The sequence below is a fragment of the Gulosibacter sediminis genome, from assembly GCF_030011715.1.
GTDB classification, from domain to species: Bacteria; Actinomycetota; Actinomycetes; order Actinomycetales; family Microbacteriaceae; genus Gulosibacter; species Gulosibacter sediminis.
In genome coordinates this window covers 1-17,633 of record NZ_JASCYH010000003.1, presented here as the reverse complement: position 1 = coordinate 17,633, position 17,633 = coordinate 1, and the positions used below count along the sequence as shown (strand labels likewise).

Here is a 17,633-nt window from a genome sequence, read left to right as displayed (position 1 = left end):
GCGAATTTAGTGCCCGCCGACTGAACCTCCGCCGAAACCGCCGCCGGCCGCGCCGCCGCCCGAGAACGAGCTCGACGAGCCTGAGTAGCCGCCGCCGCTCGAGTCGCTCGGCGCGGAGTAAGTCGGGCTCACCCCGTGGAGTTGCTGGTCGGCCCACATGATGCCCGCGGCGTGACCACTCACGTACGACGGCGAGGTTTGCGCTTCGGCGTATTTGAGATCGATGAGCTCCGACCACTTCTTGGACATCTTGAACAGCACCGCGAATGGCAGCAGCCGCTCGTACACGTGCAGCACGGTCGCTGAGTCGGGGCCAGGCCCGGAGATGCGCTCGGCGGTGTCGGGGCCCTGCAGCGCTCGAAGTCGGTCTTCCTCGGCGAGGCGCAGGTAGTCGCGCACGCCGTAGAGTTCGGTGAGCACCTCGCGTCCCGACTGGGTGAGTGTGCGTGGGTTGAGGGTGATCACGACGAGCAGCGCAATGACGGCCACGATGCCGAGGATCGTTGAGCAGAGGGGAATCCACATGACGTCCTCGCTCACATGCGCGAATTGCCCGATCACGAACGCAACGGCGGCGATGAAGAGCAAGATAGCGATCGACGCGAGCAGCTTCCAAAGCCGCACCCGCCCCGAAACGTCGGCGAGCCCATCCGTTTCGACCCGCTTGACCGCGGCCTTGACGAACGGGCGCCAGCGCTTCACGAGCGTCTGGCTGTTATTCACGAGCAACTCGTTGTCGCCCGACTCGCGAATGTCCAGCACATTGTGGAGGAAATGCTTGGTCTGCCCCGGGAGCTCCTCGGTGGGCTCGGCATAGCGCACTCGTACAAGTGGCTTCGAGTCTGGCTTGGCATTCTTCGGCCGGTACTCCTCGAGCAGCACGCCACCGCGCACGGCGGCGTCGAGCACGTGGGCACGGAACGGCGGGCCCTGATCCGGCAGGCGACCACCCTGCAGCACGATGGCCGCTCGAATGGGCGAGATGTCGCTCGAGTAGCGGGGGATGATCGGCGTGAGCGGCCGGGGCCTGCGCGAGCGCTGCAGCAGCACGAGCAGTGCGATCGCCACGGCGAGCGTGCCGAGCACGAGCCAGAACGCGAGCCGCTGCGTGTCGCTGAGCTTCTCGAGGAAGTTCGGCAGCTGCACCTCGCTCGCGTCGAGCCGCAGGTCGAGCGTGACGTCCTCCTCGCCGAGGTTCACCGAATCGACGGTGATGACCGTGACGCCGTCACCAGATTCGACCGAAAAGTCACAGTAGTCATCTTTGAAGCTCGCGCCGATGTAGCAGTTCGCGTCGAGGCCGTCGTAGTCGGGGGAGTCGTCGTAGTCGGATTGCTCGCGCAGCGCCTGCCAGATCTCGGAGTCGAGGCGCACCTCCGCCGAGAACTCCTCGATGTCTTGGTACCGATTCGGCGGCGTGAGGTTTGGGGCGTAGAGCACGTGGGGGTACGAAGAGTCATACGCGATGAGCGTGTTCACGAGGGTGTACTCGATCACGTAGGTCGTCGAGCCGTGCACGAACTCGTTGCCGATCACGAGCACGAGGTCGTTCGCCCCGAACTCCTGCTCGGTATCGTACGGCACGGGATTGCCGTCGCCATCGGTCACCGAGACATCCTCGATGCGCATCGTCTGCCCGCCCATGTCGACGGGAATCCCGCGCACGATGCCGCGGTTCTGGTCGAAATCGGGGAACTCGGCCGTGATGGTCTCGGTGAACTTCGAGCGCACGACCTCGCCGCCGAAGGCGCCTCGGTCGATCGTCGCGTCGATCTCGGTGTGCCAACTCGAAAACGAGAAGTCATTGACGCCGGTGGCTGCGGGCTGTTGCGCGCTCGCGGCGGTCGGGGTCAGCGCCAGGATGATCGCGGCGAGCAGCGTCGTGAGCACCGTGAAGGCGGCGGGGCGGGGGAGTCGTTGTGTGCGCATCCTGCTCCTCACTCGCCGGCCCCCTACTGCGGCAGTCCCAACACGCTGCGCAGCTCGGCCGGCGTCGTGACGACGGCAACCGCACCGGCCTCCTCGCCGAGGTGGCCGTAGCCCCAGGTGACGTAGGTCGCGGGTACGCCGTGCTCGCCCGAGCCCTCGACGTCGTAGAACCGGTCGCCGATCATGAGCACGTTGCTAAGGTCGACGCCGGCGCCGCGCAGGCGAGCGAGCGCCTCGGCTACGACGTCGGCCTTCTCGGAGCGCGACTCGTCGGCGGTCGCGCCGGTGATGAAGTCGAACTGCGAGGCGAGACCGTACGCCTCGAGCACGCGGGTCGCCGCCTCTTCGGGCTTGCTCGTCGCGGTCGACTGCGGCATGCCAGCGGCGTTCAGTTCACGGATGATGTCGCCGACGCCGGGGAACTGCGGCGACGCGAGCAGGCCATCCGCGTCGTAAATCTCGCGGTACGTCTCGAGCGCGTGGTTGATCTCGATCGCGTCGTCGAGCCCCTGCTCGCGGAACGTGTCGATGATCGGAGGGCCGACGTAGCTGCGCAGCGTCGCGCCGTCGGGAATCGGCATGCGCAGCGTGTCATAGGTGCGGCGCATCGCGTCGATGATGCCGGCGGCCGAGTCGCTGATCGTGCCGTCGAGATCCCACAGCACGGCCGTAAACGGCGCGATGCCGGTGCCGTGCGGCAGGCTCACGGCGCGGGGCGGCAGGGATGCGGCGGGCTGCGCCGTGCGGGTCTCAATCGATTCGTCGGTGGTCACGCGCTCCAGGGTAGCCTCACGCCACTGAGCGTCAGCGGCTACGACCGTTCTTTGAAGAACGCGAACAAGGCATGTTCGCGGATGCTCACGACTGCGATGGTGATGCCCGCGACGGCCCCGGGGACGCCAAGCAGGATCACGCGCAGCCCAAGGCCTAGCAGCGAGCCCAACGAATCTGAATGCGTCGTGGCCGCCACGAGCGTGAACGAAATAAGCACCGCCGTGGCGAGCAGCAGCCAGACCCCGTGTTGGAGTAGTTGGATGCGCAGCAGGGCGCTGGTCGACACCCCCGCATGCCGGGCCGACGCGAGTTCGAGGCGACGCGCCCGTACAGCGAAGAACCCGAGGACGGCGCCAAACACGACGGCAGCGACCCCGTCGAACCGACTCAGTCGATCGGCAAACATCGAGGCACCATCGAAGCTGCTTCCCAGCGACGGATTGAGCTGCACGAACTCGGGGCCGCCCTCGTCCGCGGTCGCTGCGGGGAGCACCACCGAACTCAGCATGGCGTTGAGGTTTGCGGGTTCGGGCCACGAGCGGACCCAGCATTCGTCGTATGCAACCTCGCCCACGGGCTCGGGGAGCATGACCGCGTAACCGTAGCCCTCACGGCGGCCGTCGTCGGGATAGGAGTAGACGCCGGCGATATCGATGTCACCGGCGTTCGTGGCGAGTCTGGTGGTGGCACCAAACTCGTTGAGGACTGGGGAGCCAACAAATGCGCCGCTTGGCGTTGGACCCCCGTTGGTTGCAGTCACGCCGAGCACGGCCGCGATACCGGGGGTGGCGGCGTACTGGCTGAGGGGGACGTTCTGCATGATGTTGACGCGCAACTGACCGGGAAGCGCGCGGACTGCGGCGCTATCGACTCCGAAGTCGGCACTGAGTGCTTCGCAGGCCGCCCCGTCGATACGGCCCTCGGCCGTCACGACGTGCACGTTTGCGCCCCGCGCTTGGTAGTCGTCAGCGGCATCGAGAAGGTCGATCACCGAAGTGAGTTCGTGAAGCAGCAGAATGCCGATGAGGCAGACATAGACGAGCCCGAGGGTAAGGACTCGCGCCGTTCCCGTTAAGACATCTCTTGTCGCCTCACGAACGATGGCATCGGCCCGCATGATTATGAACCCACCCGTTCGCCCGCTGCGTAGGCTCCGAGGTCGACCTGTCGGTCGCAGGATGCAGCTGTCTCGGCGTCGTGGGTCGCGACGAGCACGATGCCACCCGCGTCACCGATCGCTGCGATGGCCCTGTTGACAGTGTGCGCATTGCGACGGTCAAGCTGAGCAGTTGGTTCATCGACAAGCAAGAGATCGGGGCCAGCTGAGAGGGCGCGCGCGAGCATGAGGCGCTGACCCTCGCCACCTGACAATTGAGAGAACGGACGTCGGTCGATGATGTGGTCGAGACCGACCCGTTCACACAACTCTTCGGCCTGCGCATCCGCCTCTTTGGGAGTCAGCCCCGCGGCAAGGAGCGGGAGCGCGATGTGATCGATCGCAGCTCGGCGGGGGACCCCGTGCGGATTCTGGAACACCCACTGCACCTTTGCAATGTCGTCGAGGACGGCGTCACCCTCGGCGGGTTTGAGCCAGCCCGCGATGATGGAGAGGAGCGTGCTCTTCCCGCTCCCGCTGGGCCCAGTCACCGCGCAACGCTCGCCGGGCACGAATGTGTCGGTGAGATCGCGAAACAACCACGGCCCCTCAGTTGAGAAACGGTGGCCGAGGCCTTGCAGGCGCACTCCGCTCATTGCGGATTGCAGTCGCGTCGTGGGTCGCTGGGCGCCGTCACCGTTGCCGGCAGCTCGCCCCCAGCAGCGGGCTCAACATATGTCTTGCCGAGTCGTGAACCGATGACCGTGACAGCAATGTCGGTATCGGCGGTCGCAATGCACGCGCTGGTGCCGTCTACCGCGAATACGGCCGCGGGTGCGACGGCCGCGACGGAGACCGGCACAGTGAGCGCAACAACCCCCGAGATCGCGGCGTCAGCGGGATTCTCCGCGGTTGATGCTGAGAGCCACTGGGACGATTGGCCCGCGGCTTCCAGAGCAGCCGCGTCGGTAACGGCACCGGACTCGTTGACTGGCGCAGTGATGCCAGCGACTTCGAGCACGTGTTCGCCTGGAACGAGATCGGTCGGGAAATCGAGCACTTGGATGCCGTTGATAAGGCCCGCGACGGTCGCCAGCGGGGTGCCAGTATCTACGGTGGCGCCTAGCGGCGCATCGCACGAGACGATGTGTGCTTCTGATGACGGCAACCACAAGATGCGCTCGAGCGGAATCGTCGTTGCATTTGCAGAGTTGCTGCCAAGAAGCGACGTGAATGCATTGATGAGCTCGGCATCAACGGCACCTGTACTTGCGACATCTACGCCGAGGCGCACCATCTCGGTTCGGAGGGCTTCGACATCGTCGCCGGTGTCGCCTACCGTGAGTGATCGCCAGAGCGGAGTCGTCGTGCTGAGCGCGAGCAGTTCGACGCCGTCGATCGCTGCGGCGACCGTGCCCGATGTGAACGAGCCCCCGGTCACGCATGAAGTTGAAGTGACCCGGCCCGCGGTCTCGGGGGTCACTTCGGTGTTCCCCGTTGAATCAAAGCGAACCTGCACGGTTCGGGCGTCGTCGAACGACTCGGTAGTTACTGCAAACTCGGTAATCGTTGACGCCTGTGCCAGCTGGTCAGGGGCATTGCCTGGCAGGGTCAGGTGCCCCACCGCAGCTCCGGTCGCGAACACGGTGACGGCGACAGCGATTGCAACTCCTGCTTTCGTGCCGCTCCACCTAGCCACCGAAGGCACCCGTCGGATTGCTCTCGCACATCTGGACTGCCTCGATCGCCGCCGCCTCGTCGCCGAGAACGTAATCGCTGAGGGGCGATGACTTGTAGTCCTCCGCACTGTACGTCGAGATCACTGTGCCCGAACGAACCATGCATGCTGCGATATCGACGCTTTGATCTTTGTTTTCGGGGTTGGCGTGGATCGAATAGTAGAGGCTTATCGCCGTGTCGACACCCTCGCTGGCAGAGCACTCGTCGGCGATTGTGTTCGCGTTGTCAGGGCCGACCGATTCTTCGAAGGTGAATTCGAAGGAACCATCTTCGTTGAAATCGTCAAAGGTTACGCCCTGCGCGGCCAGACAAGTGCGGAATGACTCGGTTAACGTCTGTTTCTCTGCCTCGCTAATTTCTTCGTCAGCGAGATACTCCCGTACTTGCGCATTCGGTGCTTTTTGATACGCTGCGGTGAATTCACTCGCCCAAGGGCCTGAGAATTCCGGAGCTTCTGTTGATAGATTCTCTGTGGTGTCCACGAGGTCTTGATGCGGCTCTTCGGCGGTTGCAGTACAGCCGCTCAGAACTAACGCCAACCCGACACAAGTGGCGATAGCGTGCAGTGCATCCCTTGAGTGCTTCCAGGCGATCATTAAACTCCGGTCCGGTTGCTAGACGGGGAGGGGCTGCATGGCGGGCAACGAACAATGTCATCCCGCCATGCAGCTCTCAACTAGTAGACGTGATAGTAGGCGGTGTTGCCGTTCCCGCCAAAGATGGATCCGCTCGCTGTGATGCTCGCATAAGACCAGACGTTTGCGCCCTTGTCGGCGGAACGACTACACGAGTTCTTATTGCATGCTGTAGATCGATGCTTCTTGGACGGGTGGTGGTAGTTCGAATACACCAAGATTGTGCTGGACGGTTCGTGTACACCGTATTGCCAAGTACCGCCTTGTGGGTACTCAGTTGTTGCGTTTGCGGCTCCCGCGCCGCCAGCAATGCTAGCGACGGTGAGAGCAGCGGTTGTTAGGACGATTGCCAGACGATTTTTTTCATCGGAGTCTCTCTGTTTGAGATGGCATCAATGCTCCATGGGGCAGTAGCAATTCTGCACAGATCGACGACACCTGTCAACAGCAAATGTACTGCGTCTAAAAAATGACAACTTGTGTCGAGATCTAGACGCTCGGATTCGGTCCCTACCCCTTGAGTTCGCGCGCCAGCTCGAGCAGCCGCTGCGCCGAGGCAGCCCACGTGAACCGCGAAATGTGCTCGAGACCGGCGGCCGATGTCGCCTGGCGCCCCTCGGGCGTGCTGAGTGATTCGACCTGCTGCGCGAACTCGTCGGGGCTCGTCGCCGCGAAGTAGGCGGCGCCGTCGCCCGCGACCTCGTGAAAGATCTCGAGGTCGCTCACCACGGCGGGCACGCCGAGCGCGAGGGCCTCGGCGATCGGCAGGCCGTAGCCCTCGTCGAGCGATGCGGAGACGAGCAGCGCGTCGTCGGCGAGCAGGGCCGCGTACTCCTCATCGCTCACGCCGCCGTGGAACACGATCTCGGAGCCGTCGGCGAGCGGCGTCTGCTCAACGATGCGCTCGAGCTCTTCGAGCCGCTCGGGCGAGATGCGGCTGAGCAGGTGCAGGGTGCGGTCGGGCAGCAGCTCCATGCCGCGAATGAGCGTCTCGACGTTCTTGTACGGCATGAACGAGCCCATATAGATGAGGTTGCGGCCGGTGCCGGATGCGGGGCTCGCGTCGGTGGGCAGCAGCACGCGCAGGTCGTTCGGCGCGTTCGGAATCACGTGCACCGGCCGCTTCGTGAGGCGATGGCCGACGATCTCGCGCTTCGAGACCTCCGACACCGTCGCAACGGCATCGGCGCCATTGAGTGCGGCCCGCTGCGGCCAGTAGGTGAGGTGGTACGCGCGCCAGCCGAGGCGCAGCGCGAGATTGAGATTGCTCGGCGGGCGGCGGTGCCGGTAATAGATGAGGTCGTGCAGCGTCACGATCGCCTTGTATTTGCGGCCGGTCGTGCCGATGGTCTGCAGCGGCGAGAAGACGACGTCGGGCCGGTACTTGTTCAGCTTCAGCGCCGCGATCGGCTCGAGCGCCGACTCGTTCGAGTGAAACAGCAGCCAGTTGGCACCCCCGGGCAGGTGCTCGAGCTGGCGCCGGTCATGAATGAGAAACGTCACCTCGTCGGCGGCGAGCGCGTGCACGGCGCTGCCGAGCTGCGCCGTGTAGCGGCTGATGCCGTCGTGAAAGTCGGTGCGGATGTACCGGGCGTCGAAGAAGAATCGCATCGCGGGCAGCCTAGAACAGCCGCGGAGCGCCCGAGTCGGTGCCGCGCATGTCGTCGTAGTCGAGTACGACGCAGCGAATGCCGCGGTCCTCGGCGAGCGTACGGGCCTGCGGCTTGATCTCCTGCGCCGCAAACACGCCGGTCACGGGCGCGAGCAGCGGGTCGCGGTTCATCAGCTCGAGGTAGCGCGTGAGTTGCTCGACGCCATCGATTTCGCCTCGGCGCTTGATCTCGACGGCGACCGACTTGCCCGACTCGTCGCGCGCGAGAATGTCGACGGGTCCGATCGCGGTCATGTACTCGCGGCGCACGAATTCGTGGCCGTCACCGAGCCGTTCGATCTGCGCGGCGAGGAGCTCCTGCAGGTGGGCCTCGACGCCGTCCTTGGTGAGGCCCGGGTCGACGCCGAGGTGGTGGTCGGAGTCGCTGACGATCTCGAAAAGCTGCACGCGGAGCTTGTCTCCCGTCTTCTTGTGGGTGACCTCCCAGATCTTCGCGATGCCCGCATCCGCCTGCTCATCGCTCGGCTCGACCTCGGCGAACACGCACGGCGGGCTCATCCAGTTGAGGGGCTTGTAGCTGCCGCCGTCGCTGTGCACGAGCAGCGAGCCGTCGGCTTTGTGGATCAGCAGACGCGTCGCCTCGGGCAAATGGGCAGTGAGCCGACCGACATAGTCGACTGAGCAACGAGCAATCACCAAACGCACCCCGATAGGTTAGCTGCTCGGCGTGCGCGGCCGGGCTAGCGGGATGCGCCGGTCACGATCCAGCGGCTGCCTGCGACCCGCACGGCGAGCGTCGCGCCGCGCGAGAGCATGAAGCCACCGCCGTAGGCGGCCCAGAGCCAGTAGAGGCCGCTCTCGGCGGGTACGAGTGTGAGCACAAGCCAGACGCACACCGCGAAGACGGCGAGGTTGATCAGGCCGACCCACGCGAGGTAGGCAATGTCGCCCGCGCCGATGAGTACGCCGTCGAGCGCGAAAACGAAGCCGCACAGCGGCAGCGTCGCGGCCATCGTCGCGATTGCGCCGGGCAGCAGCTCGAGCACGCGCGCATCGGTCGTGAAGATGTAGCCGAGCACGCTCGAAGTCACGGCGACGAGCACCGCGAGCGCGAGGCCGAGCCCGATGCCCCACCAGATCAGCAGCCGCGTCACGCGCCGCACGGTGTCGCGGTCGCCGACGCCGAGGTCGTGGCCGACCATCGCCTGCGCGGCGATCGCAAGCGCGTCGAGCACGAACACGAGCACGTTGTAGATCGTGTACGTCACCTGCAGTGTCGCGAGCTCGGTGACGCCGAGCTGGCCGCCAGCCCAGACGAGCACGATGAGCGCAATGCGCATCGTCACGGTGCGCAGAATCATGAGGCCTGAGGCGGTGAGCGCCTGGCGTGGGTCACCGATGCCAGGCTGCAGGGTCACGCCGTGTGCGATCGCCGCCTTGCGGGCGATGGCGACGTAGACGAGCGCCATGCCCCACTCAGCGACGACGGTGCCGAGGGCCGAACCTGCGATGCCGAGGTTGAGGCCGTAGATGAATACGGCGTTGAGCAGCACGTTCGCAAGGGCGCCGGCGACCGAGACGATGAGCGGGGTGCGGGTGTCCTGCAGTCCGCGAAGCAGGCCGGTCGCGGCGAGCGTGAGCAGCATGCCGGGTAGGCCCCAGAGCGAGATCGTGAGGTAGCTCATTGCCGCGTCGGCGACCAGCGCATCCTGCGTGAAGCCCGCGACGATCGGCGATGCAAGCGGCAGGCCGATCAGCAGCAGCACGACGCCGCAGCCGAGGCCGAGCCACATGCCGTCGATGCCCGCGCGCACGGCCCCGGGCTTGTCGCCGGCGCCGAGGCGACGGGCGACCATCGGTGTCGTCGTGTAGGCGAGAAACACCATGAGCCCGACGAGCGTCGTGACGACGGTCGAGCCGACGGCGAGGCCCGCGAGCACCGGTTCGCCGAGGTGGCCGACCATTGCGGTGTCGGTCGCGACGAACAGCGGCTGCGCGATCAGCGCGCCGAGGGCGGGGATCGCGAGCGCCAGCATCCGGCGCGTGAGTTGCTGTGTGGCCATCGCGCCCATTGTAGGAAGCATTCGCACCCACCTCGGTCGCGGCTGGCCTGGCATAGGGTTGGGCGTATGACTGCAGAGAATGCAACGGAGCCCACCGAGCAGCTGCCCTCGGGCATCGACAGCGGTTCGTTTGACCAGGATGTTCGGGTGCAGGACGACCTGTTCCGTCACGTCAATGGCGCCTGGCTGCGCGAGACCGAGATTCCCGCTGACAAGAGCGGCTACGGCTCGTTCCACCAACTCGCCGATGAGGCCGAGGTCGCGGTGCGCGAGATCCTCGAGGAGCACGCCGACGCTGAGCCCGGCACGCCGCTGCGCAAGGCGGCCGACGCCTACGCCGCGTTCATGGACGAGGAGCTGCTGACCCGCCTCGGCGCCGAACCGATTACGCAGGACATCATGCAGGCGCTCGTCGTCTCGTCGATCGAGGAGTTCCTCTGGGTGCTCGGCCGTCAGGAGCGCCAGGGTGTTTCCGGCTTCGCCGCGATGTACGTCATCGGCGACGTCGGCGACCCCGACACGAACATCCTCTACGCCGAGCAGGGCGGCCTTGGCCTGCCCGACGAGTCGTACTACCGCGAAGAGCAGTACGCGCCGATCCGCGAGGCCTACGTCGCGCACATCGACCGGATGCTGCGCCTCGTTGACGTGCCGAACCCCGAGGGTCGCGCACAGCGGATCTTCGACCTCGAGACCGAGATCGCGAAGCACCACTGGGACGTCGTGCGCACGCGCGAGGCCGACCAGACCTACAACCCGACAACGCTCGACGAGTTCCTCGCGAAGTTCGAGGGGCTCGACATGCGCGGTTGGCTGCAGGAGCTGCAGCTGCCCGAGGGTGCGCTCGATCGCTTCGTCGTGAGCGAGCCGAGCTTCTTCGAAGGCGTCGCGACGCTGCTCACCGAGGACCGCCTCGACGCGTGGCGCGACTGGCTCATCTGGCGCATCGCGCTGGGCTACTCGGCGGTGCTCTCGCCCGAGATCTCGTCGGTGAACTTCGAGTTCTATGGCACCACGCTGCAGGGCGTGCCCGAGCAGCGCGCCCGCTGGAAGCGCGGCGTCGCCCACGTCGAGGGTCTGCTCGGCGAGGTCGTCGGCGAGGAGTACGTGCGCCGCCACTTCAAGCCCGAGGCCAAGAGCAAGATGGATGCGCTCGTGGCCGATCTGCTCGCCGCCTACGGCGACTCGATCACCGAGCTCGAGTGGATGGGCGAAGACACGAAGCGCAAGGCGCTCGAGAAGCTTGCGAAGTTCACGCCAAAAATCGGCTATCCCGTGAAGTGGCTCGACTACTCGCAGCTCGAGGTGTCGCCCCGCGACCTCGTCGGTAACGTGCGCCGCTCGACGGTCGTCGAAACCGAGCGCGTCTACGCGCGCATCGGCAAGGCAGTCGACCGAGACCTGTGGCTCATGACCCCGCAGACGGTGAATGCCTACTACCTGCCGAACCAGAACGAGATCGTGTTCCCCGCGGCAATCCTGCAGCTGCCGTTCTTCGACGAACACCGCGATGCGGCGGCGAACTACGGCGCCATTGGCGCGGTGATCGGCCACGAGATCGGCCACGGCTTTGACGACCAGGGGTCGAAGTACGACGGCGACGGCCGGCTCGTCGACTGGTGGACCGAGTCCGACCGCGAGGCCTTCGAGCAACACACGGCCTCGCTCATCGGCCAATACTCGGCCCTCTCTCCCGCAGGCCTCGACGGCGAGACCGTCAACGGTGAGCTCACGATCGGTGAGAACATCGGCGACCTCGGCGGCCTTGGCATTGCCTGGAAGGCGTACCTGCGCCACCTCGACGGGGCCGAGTCGCCGGTCATCGACGGGCTCACGGGCGCCCAGCGCTTCTACCTGTCGTGGGCCCAGGCTTGGCGCGAGAAGCGTCGCCCCGAATACATGAAGATGTTGCTCGCGGTCGACCCGCACTCGCCCGCCGAGTTCCGCTGCAACCAGATCGTGCGCAACCTCACCCCGTTCTACGACGCCTTCGAGGTTGGCCCCGACGACGCGCTTTGGCTTGACGAAGCTGACCGTGTTGAGATTTGGTAGCGCGGGTCCACTCTCACGAAACCGATATATCCGGTGACTAACGTGGTTTGCCGGATCACCCACCGACTGTGAAGGACGCACCATGAAGGCTGCAACCAAGATCGCACTCATTGCCGGCATCGCCACGGGATACGTACTGGGGACCCGTGCAGGGCGCGAAAGATACGAGCAGATTTCGGAGCGCGCAGACGCACTCTGGAATTCGAAGGCCGTTGTGAAGCAGCGCGATAACGTTGCTGGCCTCGTCGACACCTACGTGCCGAGCTTCGTCACGAGCACGCTCAAGGGCGTCGGCCAGATCGGCGCCGGTCTCGGCAACCTCGTCTTCGGCGACGGCACCCGCGCCAAGGGCACGCGCAACTCGCGCTAGTGGCGTCGCCGCGACCTCATCCGTGGATTCGAAATCAAGGGGGCACCTGTGAGTACCTACGACAAACCGAACGCGTCCGACGCGCGCGGACCCTTCCCGAGCACGGAAGCTCCGATGCGCTTCGGCAAGTTCAACCCGAAGTCCAAGCGACCGCTCGGCAAGCTGCTCGGCGATGTGCCGCGGCTCGGCATCGAGCTCGCCAAGGCCGAGGCGGCCGAGGCGAAGCAAGAGTTGCAGGGCAAGGCCATTAAGGGCGGCATTGGCGCGGGCCTGTTCGCGGTTGTCGCGTTCTTCGCGATCACGCTCTGGGCGGTGCTCATCACCGCCGCGATTCTCGGCCTGAACACGGTGTTTGCGCCGTGGCTGTCGGCGCTCATCGTCGCGGGCGCGCTGCTCGTGATCATGATCATCGCCGCGCTCGTCGCCATCATGCTGTTCAAGCGCATGCAGGGCGTCGTGCCGCAGAACACGGTCAAATCGGTTCAGCAAGACCTCAACGCTCTGAAGGGAATGGGCAAGTATGAGTAACGACACCTCGAGCCGCAGCCGCGAGGAGCTGCGCCGCGAACTCGCCGAGACGCTCAACGCACTCGAGTACCGGCTCGACGTGCCCGCCCGCGTCGGCGAGTGGGCCGACGACCGCAAGGCGCAGTTCCTGCGCGCGAAAGACGAAAACCCGACCCGCGTCTACGGCCTGCTTGGCGGCGCCGTGCTCGGTCTCGTGGGCATCGTTGCGGGCGCCATCGTGCTCGCGAACCGCAAGGGCTAAGCAAAGGAGTCGGCATGACCGAAGCAGCACCGTTTGAGGGCGAAGGCCTCGAGACGACCGACGAGCCGGTGACCTACTCGGTCTTCGCCACGTTCGGCATCAACACCGACAGCGACTACGCCGAAGTTGCTGCGGCCGACGAGGCCGTGAAGTCGCTCGAGCACTTCGAGGGCGTGCTCGCCGAGATTCGCGTGGAGGGCGTCGAGGTCCGCGGCATCTACGACCTCACCCTCGGCAGCTTCGCCGACCCCGCTGTGTGCCTCTGGCTGCGCGGCCCTGTGGCCGACGACCTCCAGTGGGCGTACCGCCAGCTGCTGCGCGTGTTCAGCCGCTACTTTGCGACCGCTCCCGTGTCGGCCGACCTCACGGTCGAGCTCACCGAGCTCGAGCCCGAGGCGGGCGCGTGGATCAGCTTCGTCGACGCGTTCGGCACGACCGAGGGCGGCTCGGGTCGTCACGCCGAACCGAACCTCCAACCGATCGAGGCGGTCGACGAGACCGAGGATGACGACGAAGACGACGACTTCGGTGACGAAGATGCTGCGGCGGTCGTGAGCCTGCACTCGCGCGTCGGCGTCGGCATCGACGCGTTTACGATTGTGGCCGAGGCCGACGAGCCGCAGTGGCTGCTCGGCGACCCCTCCGAACCCTTCGGCGACTCCATCGCCGTGGCCGGCACCCCGCTGACCGGCCGTTGGATCAACTCCTCTGAGGTATTTGAAGTTCTCCGATGACCCGCTGCCATGACTAGCCAACGAACGCTTGGACCGCTTCGCGGTTGGAAGATTCTGGTTCCTCGCGGCGGCACCTTCGGCCACGACGTGGCCGAAGCCGTGCGCGCCCGCGGAGCGTTTCCCATCACCGCACCCCTGATCAACTTTGCGAGCCCGGCACCCGGCGACTCGCCGAAGCTCATGGATGCGCTCGTGCGGCTCGAGCGCGGCGAGTACGACTGGCTCGTGGTCACGAGCGCAACGACCGTCGACGTCATGCATTCGCTGCAAGCTCGGGTGCCCGAGAGCACCCGCATTGCCGCGGCCGGTGAGACCACGGCGACCGCCCTTTCGGCGGCGGGCTACAAGGTCGACTTCGTGCCGACGCATGACAATTCGGCGAAGGGCCTGCTCGTCGAATGGCGCGAGAGCGGTCGGCGCATGCCGAAGATTCGCGTGCTCTGGCTCCACTCCGAGCACTCGAAACCGGCGTTCTCGAACGGCCTGGCGCGCCGCGGCCACAGCGTCGACTCGGTCATCGCCTACCGCAGCGTCGGCGTGCCCGCGGCCGAGTCGATCCAGCACGACATTCGCAACAGCCGCATCCGGGCCGTGCTCATCACCTCGGGCTCGGTCGCCGAGCAGGTCCAGAAGCAATTCTCGCCGGTGCCGAGCGATCTCCTGCTCGCGGCGATAGGTCCGCGCACGGCGAAGGATGCACGCGCCCTCGGCCTGCGCATCGACGTCGTCGCCCGCCAGCGCTCGGTCGCATCACTGCTCGACGGCATGGAGTGGATCGTCATGGGCGAGCCACTCGCCGAGACGAGCGCGCTCGACCTTCGCGAGCTCATGCGTCTCGAGCGCGAGGAACTCGGCGAAGACGTACCGCCGGAGGACGTGCCCGCCGTTGACGAGGGTCGCCCCGAGACCGGCAAGATCAACCTGCCGCTCGACGGCCGCTAATGACTGTAGGGTCTCGACAACCGTCATTGCTTCACGCGCACAGCCACCTAGGCTCGGCGCGTGAAGTTTTTCTGGCGCATGCTCCGCGTGTGGCTGCAGGCAAAGATGGCCCGCCCCCGCGATGTTCGTGACATCTCGCGCATCCAAATGAAGGTGCGCCCCATTGACCTCGACGTGCAAATGCACATGAACAATGGCACATATCTGACGATTCAGGATCTCGGGCGCCTCGATTTCATGCTGCGCACAGGGTTGTGGAAGCGCATCCAGACACTCGGTTGGAACGCGGTCGTCGCGCGCCAGACCATCACCTACCGCAAGTCGCTCACGCTCGGCGACAAGTACGACCTCAACACGCGCTACCTCGGCATGGATGACCGCAACTTCTATATCGAGCACCGCTTCGTGAAGGACGGCGAGATCTACGCGCAGGCGTTCGTGGTCGGCCGCTTCACCGGCCCGAACGGCGCGCTTGGCCATGCCGATGTGATCGAGCAGCTGCACGAGGCCGCCGATGTGCCCGCGCTCATTCCCGACTGGGTACTCGAGTGGGCCGAGGCCGCGCGCGTGCCGTCAACTCGTTCGCCGTACCCGAACGAGTGGCACGCGGCCGCCGAATAGGCCGTTTCGCCAACCGCATGCCGGCACGGATGTGACCATCCGCCACTGAGTTGTCTGGGCCGGAGGCGTCTCCTGAGACTCTGTCGCACCATGGATCGCGGTCATGACGTGCTCTGAGGAGGGGGCGCTTCTCCGGCGCCAGTCTGCAAGACCTCATTGATGACCTGGCTCCCGATATTTGCGCCAAACGGAGGGAGTAGTCCCCTCCGACGCAGATCGGCGTACGCCCGTCGGTTGTGCTCGAGATACTCGCTTTCCAGCCGGTCATCCTCCTCCGGTGTTGCGCCGAGACGTCGCATTTCCTTGGGCGCGGCGATCCATGTCCGCGAGCCATTCGGGGCAATCCGCGCAACGCTCATCCCTGCCATACGATGCTCACTCAGGAAATCGAGGTGGCAACCGTCCACTTCGTCACTTCCCCACATCCAGCCGATGTGCCACCCCCGATGGAAGTGGTGACCGTTCTCGACGGCGATTAAGTCGGACACAGATAGGTTCCATATCGCCTCGAAGCCACGCAAAGCCTCTGCCGCACACGCAATCATGTCGCTGTTCTTGTTCATGGGGGAAAACTAGATGGCGCCTCCGACATCCTGACCTCCCCACGCACATCGATCCCGAGGCATCGCACCCCAGCCCGACACGGGTGTCTTTCGCTGCAAGTGTCGAGGTTCAGGACAGCGTCCTGGTGGCTGTACGCACCTACGGGGCCGCAAGCACATGAACTAGTTCCGATTTAGTCCATGCGGAACGCGGCTGGCCATCGCGTCACCGACAAGTTCGACGAGGTCGACGACGGCGATGAGGGCACGAAAAATCCGCACGTCTTCATCTGCGGCGACGCCTGCCACATCCACTCGGCGAAGGCAGGTCAGGGCATGAACGTGTCGATGCAGGACGGCTGGAACATCTCGTGGAAGCTCGGGCACGTGCTCGAGGGCCGCGCCGACGCCTCGCTGCTGCACTCGTACTCGGATGAACGGCAGGCGATCGCGCAGAACCTCATCGACTTCGACCGCGAGTGGTGGTCGATGATGGCGCGCAAACCCGAGGAGTTCGACTACCCGGGGCAGCTCGAGGAGTTCTACGAGCAGACCCTCGAGTTCCCTGCCGGATTCATGACCCAGTACACGCCGGGCGGGGATACGACATCTTCGACGAGCGCGAAATCTCGCGCGACGGCGCGATCGTCGTCGTGCGCCCCGACCAGTATGTTGCCCAGGTGTTGCCGCTCGACGCGACTGCCGAATTGGCCGCGTTCTTCGACGGAATTCTGCAGCAGCCGAAGTAAGCTCGCCTCTATGGCAGATCTCCTCCCCCCCGATGACGCGGGTAATCCCGGCGCCCCGGGCACAACGCCACCGGCATCGGAAGGGAGGGATCCGCGACAGTCGCAGGCGCGGGCCCGACGGGTCGAACGAGCGGATCTCGTGCGCGATGTGATGCATCGCAAACGCCAAGAGGATGCGCCGGAGGACTACGCCGAGCACGCCGAGCCGATCGAGCAAGCCGAGGTCATCTCGCCCACGCCGCTGCCGCACCGCGCCGAGCCCCAGGCCGAGCGCCAGGGGGTGCAGACGCCCGGCAACGTGCCGATCGACGCAGCCGTGCCGCCCGCGCTCGAGTTGCTCGGCCGATGGTGGCAAGAGGATGCGCGAGGGCGCGAGGAGCTCCACCGGCAGCTTGAAGCCGAGACGAGCGCGCGACGACGCGAGAAGCTCGACGACCGCGGCGACCTCGACCGCGCGCTCGACGAGGAGGGCGGCGCCGCCTTCCTGCGGGGCCTCGTCGACGACGTGCTCCGCCCCGACGACCTGCTCGCCTCGGGCTTCGGCCTGAGCGACCTTGGCAACCGCATCCCCGCGTCGCTCACCCCGGCCACGCGCCGCAAGTTTCGCCTTGGCGCCTTCGCCGGCCCGGGCATCCCCTTCATCGCCGTGCCCGCCGTGCGCCGGGCCACGCGCAGCCTGTTCAGGCACGCCGTCACCGAGGCTGGCGCAGAGCCGCTGAACAAGGCACTCGACCGCGCTCGCGAGCGCAACGCCGACGTGCGAGTGCGGCCGCTCGCCGACCCGGTGCTCGGCGAACGCGGCGCCGCGGCCGTGCGGGGCCGCGTGCGCACCCTGCTGTCGCATCCGAGCGTTGCGCAGGTCGAGCTCGACTGGGACGCGCTCGAGCCCCGCCCCGTCGACTGGGACTTTTCGGGCACAGCCGACCGTGCCGCCGCCCAACTCGCGAACCTGCTCGCCGTCGCGCGCGAGCAGCAGCACGGCCCGCTGCTGCTCCTGCGCGCGAC

Annotated in this window: 19 protein-coding genes and 1 pseudogene; 9 read left to right on the top strand and 11 right to left on the bottom strand. The window is 65.9% G+C overall.

Annotation, left to right across the window (positions count from 1 at the left end; all coding sequences use genetic code 11):
• Positions 1-6: 6 nt before the first annotated feature.
• The 10 genes from QM019_RS02170 to QM019_RS02130 form a co-directional block, all read right to left on the bottom strand.
• Positions 7-1,929, bottom strand: a complete 1,923-nt coding sequence (locus QM019_RS02170; protein ID WP_282851689.1) for a DUF2207 family protein — start codon at positions 1,927-1,929, stop codon at positions 7-9.
• Positions 1,930-1,952: 23 nt separating this feature from the next.
• Positions 1,953-2,702 (bottom strand): HAD hydrolase-like protein, encoded by a 750-nt coding sequence (locus QM019_RS02165; protein WP_282851688.1) that lies wholly within the window; start codon positions 2,700-2,702, stop codon positions 1,953-1,955.
• Positions 2,703-2,740: 38 nt separating this feature from the next.
• Positions 2,741-3,820 (bottom strand): hypothetical protein, encoded by a 1,080-nt coding sequence (locus QM019_RS02160; protein WP_235988542.1) that lies wholly within the window; start codon positions 3,818-3,820, stop codon positions 2,741-2,743.
• A 2-nt stretch (positions 3,821-3,822) separates the two neighbouring features.
• Complete coding sequence (locus QM019_RS02155; protein WP_193128709.1) at positions 3,823-4,455, bottom strand: ATP-binding cassette domain-containing protein; 633 nt, start codon at positions 4,453-4,455, stop codon at positions 3,823-3,825.
• Positions 4,452-5,240: a hypothetical protein gene (locus QM019_RS02150; protein WP_282851687.1), complete on the bottom strand. Its 789-nt coding sequence runs from the start codon at positions 5,238-5,240 to the stop codon at positions 4,452-4,454. The genes QM019_RS02155 and QM019_RS02150 overlap by 4 nt, the downstream gene beginning before the upstream one ends.
• Before the next feature lie 250 nt (positions 5,241-5,490).
• Positions 5,491-6,135, bottom strand: a complete 645-nt coding sequence (locus QM019_RS02145) for a hypothetical protein (RefSeq protein WP_282824856.1) — start codon at positions 6,133-6,135, stop codon at positions 5,491-5,493.
• Between the two features lie 80 nt (positions 6,136-6,215).
• Positions 6,216-6,521, bottom strand: a complete 306-nt coding sequence (locus tag QM019_RS12895; RefSeq protein WP_413229378.1) for a lactococcin 972 family bacteriocin — start codon at positions 6,519-6,521, stop codon at positions 6,216-6,218.
• A 163-nt stretch (positions 6,522-6,684) separates the two neighbouring features.
• The gene (locus tag QM019_RS02140; RefSeq protein WP_282851686.1) at positions 6,685-7,785 is read right to left on the bottom strand and encodes a glycosyltransferase family 4 protein; all 1,101 of its coding nucleotides are present in this window, start codon (positions 7,783-7,785) and stop codon (positions 6,685-6,687) included.
• Positions 7,786-7,795: 10 nt separating this feature from the next.
• Positions 7,796-8,491 carry an endonuclease NucS gene (gene nucS / locus QM019_RS02135; protein WP_282851685.1) on the bottom strand — a complete coding sequence of 232 codons (696 nt, stop codon included), beginning with the start codon at positions 8,489-8,491 and terminating at the stop codon, positions 7,796-7,798.
• Positions 8,492-8,526: 35 nt separating this feature from the next.
• Positions 8,527-9,849 carry an MATE family efflux transporter gene (locus QM019_RS02130; RefSeq protein WP_282851684.1) on the bottom strand — a complete coding sequence of 441 codons (1,323 nt, stop codon included), beginning with the start codon at positions 9,847-9,849 and terminating at the stop codon, positions 8,527-8,529.
• A gap of 66 nt (positions 9,850-9,915) precedes the next feature.
• Between QM019_RS02130 and QM019_RS02125 the strand changes: the two genes are divergently transcribed.
• From QM019_RS02125 to QM019_RS02095, 7 genes are all read left to right on the top strand, one after another.
• The gene (locus QM019_RS02125) at positions 9,916-11,901 is read left to right on the top strand and encodes a M13 family metallopeptidase (RefSeq protein ID WP_282851683.1); all 1,986 of its coding nucleotides are present in this window, start codon (positions 9,916-9,918) and stop codon (positions 11,899-11,901) included.
• Positions 11,902-11,983: 82 nt separating this feature from the next.
• On the top strand, positions 11,984-12,271 hold the full coding sequence (locus QM019_RS02120; protein WP_282851682.1) for a hypothetical protein: 288 nt from the start codon (positions 11,984-11,986) through the stop codon (positions 12,269-12,271).
• A gap of 48 nt (positions 12,272-12,319) precedes the next feature.
• Entirely contained in the window at positions 12,320-12,799 is a 480-nt protein-coding gene (locus tag QM019_RS02115; RefSeq protein ID WP_282851681.1) for a phage holin family protein, read from the top strand.
• Positions 12,792-13,040 (top strand): DUF3618 domain-containing protein, encoded by a 249-nt coding sequence (locus tag QM019_RS02110; protein ID WP_193128702.1) that lies wholly within the window; start codon positions 12,792-12,794, stop codon positions 13,038-13,040. Before QM019_RS02115 ends, QM019_RS02110 begins: the two co-directional genes overlap by 8 nt.
• Before the next feature lie 14 nt (positions 13,041-13,054).
• Positions 13,055-13,774 (top strand): hypothetical protein, encoded by a 720-nt coding sequence (locus tag QM019_RS02105; RefSeq protein WP_282851680.1) that lies wholly within the window; start codon positions 13,055-13,057, stop codon positions 13,772-13,774.
• A gap of 9 nt (positions 13,775-13,783) precedes the next feature.
• The gene (locus tag QM019_RS02100; RefSeq protein WP_193128699.1) at positions 13,784-14,716 is read left to right on the top strand and encodes a uroporphyrinogen-III synthase; all 933 of its coding nucleotides are present in this window, start codon (positions 13,784-13,786) and stop codon (positions 14,714-14,716) included.
• Positions 14,717-14,776: 60 nt separating this feature from the next.
• Positions 14,777-15,337, top strand: a complete 561-nt coding sequence (locus tag QM019_RS02095) for an acyl-CoA thioesterase (RefSeq protein WP_241209124.1) — start codon at positions 14,777-14,779, stop codon at positions 15,335-15,337.
• A gap of 101 nt (positions 15,338-15,438) precedes the next feature.
• Here QM019_RS02095 and QM019_RS02090 read toward each other — a convergent pair whose 3' ends face one another.
• Positions 15,439-15,900, bottom strand: a complete 462-nt coding sequence (locus QM019_RS02090) for a hypothetical protein (RefSeq protein ID WP_282824835.1) — start codon at positions 15,898-15,900, stop codon at positions 15,439-15,441.
• A gap of 195 nt (positions 15,901-16,095) precedes the next feature.
• On the opposite strand from QM019_RS02090, the pseudogene QM019_RS02085 reads away from it, so the two are divergent.
• Positions 16,096-16,473 (top strand): annotated as a pseudogene (locus tag QM019_RS02085) (FAD-dependent monooxygenase); the annotation flags it as partial.
• The gene (locus tag QM019_RS12970; protein WP_487047059.1) at positions 16,359-16,628 is read left to right on the top strand and encodes a hypothetical protein; all 270 of its coding nucleotides are present in this window, start codon (positions 16,359-16,361) and stop codon (positions 16,626-16,628) included. The pseudogene QM019_RS02085 and the gene QM019_RS12970, both read left to right, overlap by 115 nt.
• Positions 16,629-17,633 lie beyond the last annotated feature (1,005 nt).